The sequence below is a fragment of the Thermovirga lienii genome, assembly GCF_036847465.1.
Lineage (GTDB): Bacteria > Synergistota > Synergistia > Synergistales > Thermovirgaceae > Thermovirga > Thermovirga lienii.
Genome location: NZ_DAITZW010000023.1, coordinates 19,358 through 27,605 on the forward strand (window position 1 = coordinate 19,358; position 8,248 = coordinate 27,605).

An 8,248-nucleotide genomic window follows, 5' to 3' on the forward strand; every position below is an offset into this window, starting at 1 on the left:
TTATCTTCTCTCCTTTACATAGGGCGTTCCGAGGTATGCGGGAACGTTAAAATGTTTCCTTGCTATGGTCGCAACTATAGTCAAAATATACGGCAGGGCAATTACAAACTCGTTAGGTATTAACTTGAAGGCGGAAGTCTGTATGGATACAGCTACGGCATCGGCCAAGCCAAAGACTAAAGCCCCCACCAGAACGCCAAGGGGATTCCAGTTGCCCAAAAAGCAAATAGCAAAGGCTATCCAACCTCTTCCTCCTATTATGTTCTCCGTGAACAAACCCAGAAAACCAAGGGAATAAAAAGCCCCTGCCAAGCCGTTCATGGCACTGGAAAAAAGAACTGCACCATAGCGAACTCTCTCCACGTTGATTCCCGCCGCGTCCACCGCCTCCGGATTGGCACCTGTAGAGCGTACGACCAATCCCAACCTTGTATGGTACAAAATCCAATATCCCAATACGACTAGAATGAACGCCATGTACGTTAGGATGTTCTGATTGAAAAGTGCTTCGCCTAGTAGGGGAATTTTACTCAACAAAGGTATCTTCATACTTGAAAGAGGCTCCACGGTCAAAGGTATGAGAGGAACTCCGAAGAAAACCCTATAAAGGTACAGCGTAAGTCCAACGGAAAGGATGTTGAATGCCGTTCCCGTAACTATCTGGTGCTGCTTCAAGTAAACGGTAAAGTAGCCGTACACTGCCCCTACGACAAAACCAGCCAACACGGCAGAAACAAGGCCTATTCCGATGCTTTTGGTCAGGTACGCGCCAACGAACCCCGCCCAGGCTCCTATGAGAAAAATCCCCTCTATGGCTATGTTCATTACACCTGTTCTCTCAACGAATACCTCCGCCAGGGCCCCTATAAGTAAGGGGGTACTCATCATCACAGCTCCTTTAAGGATACCCTCTACGATCATTTGCGAGGCCCCTCCTTCCTCTCTTCGGCTTGCAACATTTTCTTCTCCATCCTTACTAGGATCCGCTCCTTAAGGAAATAGGAAAAAATAACAGAAATCATTACCAGCCCCTCCATTATCCCTATGATGCTAGAGGGAATGGAAGAGGTCTGAACCACCAAGTTTCCTCCCACCTTAAGGGCTCCGAAAAGGATGGCCGCAAATATAATTCCCAGTGGATGGGCGTTGCCCAATATGGCTATTCCTATACCTTCAGCACCAAGATATGGGTTGAACCCTTGAACAAGCATATGCTGAATTCCGTTGACCTCCATAAAGCCTGCAAGGCCCGCAAAGGCTCCACTTATGAAGAAAACCTCCACGAAAATCCGTTTTTCGTTTATCCCAGCGTACCGAGCGCTGTCCCTGTTCATACCAACTGCCCTTATCCTGAATCCCAAGGTAGTCTTCCATAAAATGAAATATGCCAGAGCAGCCACAACAACAGCCAGCACGAATCCCCAGTGGAGTCTGGTATGAGGTATTATTTGAGGTATCCACGCACTTTGGGTGATCACATCAGTTTGGGGATATTCTCCTTTGCTTTCAATCAAAGGCCCTCTTATCAAGTAGTTCATAATGGCTATGGCAACGTACGTGGACATCATGCTTATCAAAAACTCGTTGGCATTGAACCTTGCCTTGGCATAGCCCACCAAGGAGCCCCACAGCCCGCCAGCAGCTCCACTTACCACTACACAAAGAGGAAGCAACACCAAGGCAGGCAGGTTGCCCATAAACAAAGAACAAGCCACTGAAGCAAGGCACCCCATGTAAAACTGCCCCTGGGCACCTATGTTGAACAATGAAGCCCTGAAGGCGAACCCAAAGGCAAGACCCGTAAGTATAAGGGGGGTTGCCTTGGCGAAGATGTCCGCCACGTTGTAGGCATCTCTGAAAACAAAAATTAGCATTTTTTTATATACGACAAAGGGGTTTGCATCGAGAAGCAACATAAGGGCCCCGCTTAAAGCCAAACCTAGAAACACTGAGTAAACGGGAAAAAGGGAAAGAGCTATCTTCTTACTCTGCTTCATCGTTGGACACTCCCATCATCGCAAGGCCTATCTCATCAACTTTGGCGTCTTGCCTATTGAATACTTTCACTATCTTTCCTCTGTAAATTACTCCTATCCTATCTGAAAGGGCCAATACCTCAGAAAGTTCAGTGGATATGAGCAGTATGGCCTTACCCTCTGATCTGGCTCGCAAAAGGGTCCTGTGAACGTAATCTATAGCTCCGAGATCAAGTCCCCTGGTAGGTTGCACTGCGACCAAAACAGTAGTGGCAATATCCATTTCCCTGGCTACCACGACCTTCTGCTGGTTCCCACCAGAAAGGCCTCTAACTTTTACTTTCGATGAAGGAGCTTTTATAGCGTACTCACCTATAGCTTTTTGAGCATATTGATGTATGTTTTCCTGGAGCAGGACCCCCTTAGCAGAGAACTTTTCGCTTTCAAACTTCCTCAATATCAAGTTCTCCTCTATGTTCATGTCCAGCACCAATCCTTCTCTGTGCCTGTCAGCAGGTATATAGCCAACTCCTTCGTTGATAATCTCCACAACTCTCCTACCGACTATGTTCCTGCCTTCAAGTAAAACCTCACCTCCCTCAACGGACCGCAAGCCACAAAGGGCCTCTGCCAACTCCTCCTGGCCGTTTCCGCTTACACCAGCAATGCCGAATATCTCTCCTGCTCGAATATCCAAGCTCAATTGGTCCACGGCCATGTGACCCCTTGCGCTTTTGACCTTCAAGTCCCTTACGCTCAGGACAACTTCCCCTGACAAATTGCCTTCAGAAGGATTGGTTACCGTTATTTCCTCCAATTCCTTGCCGACCATCATCCTAGCGAGCTCATTTTCGGAAGCCTCCTGCCTGGACAGCTCTCCTGTTACCATCCCATTCCTCATTACAACGATCCTGTCGGCAATCTCCATTACCTCGTTTAGTTTATGGGTTATGAACACGACGGAATTTCCTGCTTTTCTGAAGTCCCTTACGAACTCGAAAAGTTTCTTGGTGTTCTGAGGGGTCAAAACCGCCGTGGGTTCGTCCATTATCAATATTCTTGCTCCTGCATATAAGGCTTTGAGTATCTCTACTCTCTGTTGCATACCTACAGTGAGCTGGTTTACGTAAGCGTATGGATCTACCTCTAGGCCGTACTTTTTGCCGATTTCCTCTATCTCCTTGGCCACTTCAGATACAGAGGCTTTCCCTTTGGGAGTATTGAAGGCGCTTAGCAGCACGTTCTCCACGACCGTATGTACCGGAACCAAGGTGAAGTGCTGGTGAATCATGCCTATGCCTAGTGATAACGCGTCCTGAGGAGAGCGAATATCCGCTTTTTTGCCGTCTATCCAGATCTCCCCCTCGTCAGGCAAGTACATACCGTAAAGGATCTTCATCAACGTAGACTTACCCGCCCCATTCTCTCCAAGAAGGGCCAAAACTTCGCCTTTTTTGACCGTAAGGTTTACCTTGTAGTTCGCTACGGTCCCAGGGAAATATTTAGTGATACCTATAAGCTCTACGGCTTTGTCTTCACGCTCTATGGGCATTGTAATCACCGCTTTGAAATAATTTTGTTCAATGGAAGGGTGGGGAAGAGGCCTTCCCCACCGTAGCATTTACATTACTATTCCAGTGGCTCTGGGAACTGGGAAAGGAACTTAAGTAATTGCCCTTTCTCTATGGCTTCTTCTGCTTGGGAGACCAAATCTCTTGTTTCCTGGGAAACTTCATCAGTATAAGCAACTTTTACTATCCCCTCGGCGATACCAGCTTCGTTGACTACCGGCTTGAGTTCGCCCTTCAGATACTTATCGACTGCCCAAACGTACATAGCCTTGAAATCAAAGAACACACTGGCTACAACTGTCCCGGGAGCAACATCGTTCTGGTTGCTCGCGAAACCTACGAACTTGACGCCCTTCTCCTTTGCAGCCTGGATAGCACCAAGGCCAACCTGGTTGGCGTAGAAGAAGAGGACATCTGCTCCTTTTTCTATCATTGAAGTGGCCATCTGCTTGCCCAAAGCTACATCGCTCCATGAATTGGCATAGGCGCGCATGGCCTTGACTTCCGGTGTGCCCACTCTTGCTCCATACTCGTAAGTGTTAAGCAGCCTTATCATAAGCTTGTTAGGAAATCCTCCAACAAGACCTATCTTGCCACTCTTGGTGGTCTTGCCCGCTATAATTCCGGCGAGGAAGCTCCCTTCATACTCCTTGGGCAAAATGGGGCAGACATTGGGCTCTTTCGCCACGACTCCGTTTATCACCATGAAGGTGGTTTTGGGGTAATTAGGTGCCACCCTCTGAGCTGGCTCATCAAACTGGGTTCCTGCTGCCATGATTAGGTCGTAACCCCTGTCCGCGTAATTTCTAAAGGTGGACTCGTAATCACTGGCTTGAACGTTTTCCACATACTCGATATTGGTGCCTAACTCCTTATTGGCCGCTAGCAAGCCTGCGTAGTTTGTGGCGTTCCAGCTCTGGTCGTTTATGGGCCCAGGCAATATGAGAACCATCTTGTAATCCCCCGGACTCTTAGCCATGGCGACCCCGCCAAAAACCATCACAAGACACAACACCATTAGGACTCCAACTATTCTCTTCGTTAACTTCACGCTCTATACCTCCTCTATTGTTTTGTACTTATTACCTTCCTCCCATGGTTAGGGCCATCACTGCCTTTGCGGTATGGAGCCTGTTCTCCGCCTCATCGTAAATTACCGAATGAGGTCCGTCGATGACCGAATCCTCCACCTCGTTCACCCTGTCTGCCGGAAGAGCGTGCATGTACAGGGAATCCTTTGCGGTCAGGCTCATCATCTTCTCGGTGCATTTCCAGTGTTTGTTGGCCTCGAGAAGAGAATCTATGACGGCTGTGTCCTCATTGGTAACCCAATTGCCCCAGTTCTTGGGGAACACCACGTCCGCATCCTTGTAGGCCTCTTCCTGATCGTGGGTGATCTTGAGGGAGCCTCCATTTTCCTCTGCATACTTTTTGGCCTTTTCGATTACCCAATCAGGAAGGTCGTACCCTTCCGGATAAGCCAACGTCACATCTATGCCCCAGCGGGGGAACAAAAGCACCTGGCTCACCGGAACGGATATGGGTTTCTTGTGGGTCGTGGCATAGGCCCAGATAATTGATACCTTGAGATTACGAAGATCTCTACCTTTTTTCTCTTGAATGGTCATGAGGTCCGCTATGGCCTGAAGAGGGTGATACAGGTCGTCCTGCATGTTTATGATCGGCACAGTGGAGTACTTGGCCATCTCCCTGAGGTACGCGTTGCCGACCTTCCAGAAGCAGTTTCTGCATGCTATGGCATGGCCCATACGAGAAAGAATGACAGCCGTGTCTTTCGCCACCTCACCATGTGCTATCTGCATGTTGCTGGTATCCAGGAAGTGAGCGTGGCCTCCAAGCTGAGTGATACCAGCCTCCATGGAGTTTCTCGTCCTGGTGGACTGTTCGAAGAACATCAAAAAGACCGTCTTGTTGGGCAGGTATATGGTGGGTCTATCCATGGCAAAAGCTCTTTTCAGTTCGTACGAACACTCCAAAAGGGTCTCTATCTCCTCCTTGGTCCACTCAGTCAAAGTAATAAAATGTTTCCCTCTGAAAATCGTCTGCATTTTCTTTTCCCTCCTACTTTCTTCATGTTTTTAATAATTCTGAACATATATGGAAGGAATGACTGCGTACATCGCTGCAGCCTTCACCAGCTCATCCTTCCATGTTCTCTCGTTTGGAGCATGCGCCTGATCCTCATGTCCAGGCCCAAACCCTATACATGGGATGCCGTATCTTCCCATTATGGAAACGCCGTTGGTTGAAAATCCCCATTTGTCCACAAAGGGGTCCTGACCAAAAAGGTTCTTATAGGCCTTTATGGTTGCTTGACACGCCGGGTGTTCCTCCTCAAGGACCCATGCAGGGAAGTAACACTCGGTGGGATAAACCAATCCGGTATAGGAAGGTTTATCGTAGCTGTACATGGAGACTTCCGCGCCGCTTTCTTTTACGGAAGGTAGGTTGCGTATCTCCTGGAGGGCCTTTTCCCATGTCTCTCCCCACGTAAGTCTTCTGTCGATGGATATCCAGCAGCTGTCTGCGACGGCACATCTTGACGGGGAGGTGAAGAATATCTCAGAGACCGTAAGGCTACCCTTGCCCAGGAACGGGTCTTCGTGCAGGTTTTCGTGAAGGGCCCTCAGCTCTTGAAGTATGGGAGCCATCTTGTAAATTGCGTTGTCTCCTCTTTCCGGGACTGACCCGTGACAGCTAAGACCTTTGGTCTTGACTTTTATTTCCATCCTGCCTCGCTGTCCCCTATAGATATTGAGGGACGTGGGCTCAGTTATAACAACGAACTCAGGCCTTATTCCATCTTCCTCTATGATGTACTGCCAGCAAAGTCCATCGCAGTCTTCCTCCTGAACCGTTCCCGTAACCAATAGGGTATAGTCGTCCTCCAAACTCAGGTCCTTTATGATTCGGGCCGCATAAACCATGGAGGCCATGCCTCCTTCCTGGTCGCTGGTACCCCTTCCGACTATTACCTGGTCATCCTCGTAACCCTCATAGGGATCTACCTCCCATAGGCTCAAATCCCCCACTCCTACGGTATCTATGTGGGCGTCCATGGCTATGAGCCTTGAGCCCTTGCCCACGTAACCCAAAATGTTACCCATGGGGTCTATTTCAACCTTATCGAAACCTACCTTTTCCATCTCTTCTTTGATGCGAAGGATCACATCCCTTTCCTGACAGCTTTCGCTAGGTATGGCCACCATGTCGCGGAGGAACCGGGAGATGTCCTTTCTGTATTCTTCCGCTTTTTTCAGCACCTTATCAAACTCCACGATCGATCATTCTCCTTTCCTGGTTTTAAGAGACTAGTAAGCTTTTCCTCACCAAGGCGCGTAGCCCATGAGCCTTGGGAGGAAAAGGGGTATACCGGGAAATACAGTTATCAATATGAGAACAGAAACCACAACAAGAATAAAAGGGAATATCTCTCTGCTCAGCTGCTCTATGGTCAGCCTACTTATGCCGCAGGCTACGAACAGGCACGCCCCCACCGGCGGAGTCATCAAGGCTATGTTGAGGGAAAGAACCATTATTATGCCGAAATGGAGGGGATGAAAGCCCATCTTCACGGCCAACGGGTGAAGGATGGGACCAAGGATTATGAGAGCCGCCGCTATGTCCATGAACATTCCTACGAAAAGCAGAAGAAGGAGTATCATTCCCATGACAACCCATTTGTTGGTGCTTATGCCCAACATAAGATTAGCGACCTTTTCCGGAATCTGCTCCATGGTGAGCACCCACCCCAATATGGAGGCAGCAGCTATTACCAAGAAAACCACTCCGGTAGTTCTAGCCATCTTGATGAAAATGGGAACCAGGTCTCTCACGGTTATGCTTCGATATACTACGAAGCCCACGAACAATGCATAGGCAACAGCTACCGCCGCAGCCTCCGTCGGGGTAAAAACACCGCTTAGAATTCCACCCAGGATGATTATGGGCATAAGGAGAGCCACAAAGGCCTCCTTAAAGGCAAGGATCATCTCTTTCAGCGTAGCCCGTCTTTGACCGACGGGATAACCTCTCTTTTTGGATATCCTCGCAGTTAGTATCATCAGTGCTACGGCAACCAGTATCCCCGGAAGGATGCCTGCCAAAAACAACCCAGCTATGGAGACCTGCATGAACGCCCCGTAGATGACCATTATGTTGGAGGGAGGGATTGTGGGCCCTATGATTGATGAAGACGCTGTAACTGCCGCAGAAAAATCCTTGTCGTACCCTTCCTCAACCATGGCTGGAATAAGCATGGAGCCTATAGCTGCTGTATCGCTTACGGCTGCTCCAGTAAGTCCGGCAAAGAACACCGAGGCCACTATATTTGCATGTGCAAGCCCACCCTGAAGGTGCCCCACAAGTACGTTGCTGAACTTTACGAGCTTCTGAGTGATACCCGTCTTGTTCATTATGTCTCCAGCCAAGATGAAAAAGGGCATGGCCATGAGGGTGAACATATCCACTCCCGCAAAATATCGCTGGGGCACTAACTGAAGTATGGAGGGAACGTTCATCTTGAGCATGGAAAGAAGTCCAGTAACCCCCAAGACAAAGCCTATGGGCATGCCCACTACGAGAAATATCACGAACACGGCAGTTATAAAGCCAGTCATCGCCCATCCCCCTCGTATAATATGTCTTAGAAATTATCAAGAAGTTTTTATAGCTTCTTGA

General features: G+C 48.8%; 7 protein-coding genes. All 7 read right to left on the bottom strand.

The genetic code is table 11. The annotated features are described in order from the left end of the window. Positions 1-921 carry an ABC transporter permease gene (locus V7Z69_RS06940; RefSeq protein ID WP_014163853.1) on the bottom strand — a complete coding sequence of 307 codons (921 nt, stop codon included), beginning with the start codon at positions 919-921 and terminating at the stop codon, positions 1-3. Beyond that, positions 918-1,997: an ABC transporter permease gene (locus V7Z69_RS06945; protein WP_334139333.1), complete on the bottom strand. Its 1,080-nt coding sequence runs from the start codon at positions 1,995-1,997 to the stop codon at positions 918-920. Before V7Z69_RS06945 ends, V7Z69_RS06940 begins: the two co-directional genes overlap by 4 nt. Then, positions 1,984-3,528: an ABC transporter ATP-binding protein gene (locus V7Z69_RS06950; protein ID WP_334139334.1), complete on the bottom strand. Its 1,545-nt coding sequence runs from the start codon at positions 3,526-3,528 to the stop codon at positions 1,984-1,986. Before V7Z69_RS06950 ends, V7Z69_RS06945 begins: the two co-directional genes overlap by 14 nt. Before the next feature lie 77 nt (positions 3,529-3,605). Beyond that, complete coding sequence (locus V7Z69_RS06955; RefSeq protein ID WP_014163856.1) at positions 3,606-4,598, bottom strand: BMP family protein; 993 nt, start codon at positions 4,596-4,598, stop codon at positions 3,606-3,608. Positions 4,599-4,629: 31 nt separating this feature from the next. Further along, complete coding sequence (locus tag V7Z69_RS06960) at positions 4,630-5,616, bottom strand: ornithine carbamoyltransferase (protein WP_334139335.1); 987 nt, start codon at positions 5,614-5,616, stop codon at positions 4,630-4,632. A 30-nt stretch (positions 5,617-5,646) separates the two neighbouring features. Then, complete coding sequence (locus tag V7Z69_RS06965; protein WP_334139336.1) at positions 5,647-6,846, bottom strand: YgeY family selenium metabolism-linked hydrolase; 1,200 nt, start codon at positions 6,844-6,846, stop codon at positions 5,647-5,649. A 48-nt stretch (positions 6,847-6,894) separates the two neighbouring features. Next, entirely contained in the window at positions 6,895-8,187 is a 1,293-nt protein-coding gene (locus V7Z69_RS06970) for a TRAP transporter large permease (RefSeq protein WP_014163859.1), read from the bottom strand. Positions 8,188-8,248 lie beyond the last annotated feature (61 nt).

Coding starts and splice junctions, on each gene's coding strand:
- V7Z69_RS06950 (WP_334139334.1), bottom strand. CDS start 3,528: ATGCCCATAGAGCGTGAAGACAAAGCCGTAGAGCTTATAGGTATCACT.
- V7Z69_RS06970 (WP_014163859.1), bottom strand. CDS start 8,187: ATGACTGGCTTTATAACTGCCGTGTTCGTGATATTTCTCGTAGTGGGC.
- V7Z69_RS06940 (WP_014163853.1), bottom strand. CDS start 921: ATGATCGTAGAGGGTATCCTTAAAGGAGCTGTGATGATGAGTACCCCC.
- V7Z69_RS06960 (WP_334139335.1), bottom strand. CDS start 5,616: ATGCAGACGATTTTCAGAGGGAAACATTTTATTACTTTGACTGAGTGG.
- V7Z69_RS06945 (WP_334139333.1), bottom strand. CDS start 1,997: ATGAAGCAGAGTAAGAAGATAGCTCTTTCCCTTTTTCCCGTTTACTCA.